The organism is Sulfuriferula thiophila (assembly GCF_003864975.1).
Lineage (GTDB): Bacteria > Pseudomonadota > Gammaproteobacteria > Burkholderiales > Sulfuriferulaceae > Sulfuriferula > Sulfuriferula thiophila.
Map to the genome: position 1 here is coordinate 1 of NZ_BHGL01000038.1, position 465 is coordinate 465.

General features: G+C 53.8%; 1 protein-coding gene. It reads left to right on the forward strand.

Features of this window, described 5'->3' with window-relative positions; genetic code table 11:
- Nucleotides 1-465, forward strand: a 465-nt coding sequence (locus tag EJE49_RS11740; protein ID WP_223246937.1) for a methyl-accepting chemotaxis protein, incomplete at both ends; no start/stop codon positions are given.

Below are 465 nucleotides of genomic sequence, written 5' to 3' on the forward strand. Positions count from 1 at the left end.
GCCATTAACGAATCGGCACGCAAGATCGCTGATATTATCGGAGTGATTGACGGTATCGCATTCCAGACCAACATTCTGGCATTGAACGCTGCAGTAGAAGCGGCGCGTGCGGGCGAACAAGGACGCGGATTTGCCGTGGTCGCTTCTGAAGTGCGTAGTCTGGCACAACGCAGTGCGGCAGCGGCAAAAGAAATCAAGTCGTTGATCGACGATTCTGTCGAGAAAATTGAGGTGGGTAATAAACAGGCTGGGCAGGCAGGCACGACCATGCATGAGGTAGTGACAAGTGTACAGCGCGTTACCGATATCATGAGTGAAATCACGGCGGCGAGTCATGAGCAGAGCATGGGTATCGAAGAGGTGAACCGGGCGATCAGTCAAATGGATGAAACGACCCAGCAAAATGCGGCGTTAGTTGAGCAAGCGGCGGCGGCAGCGAAATCAATGCAGGATCAGGCTGGGCAT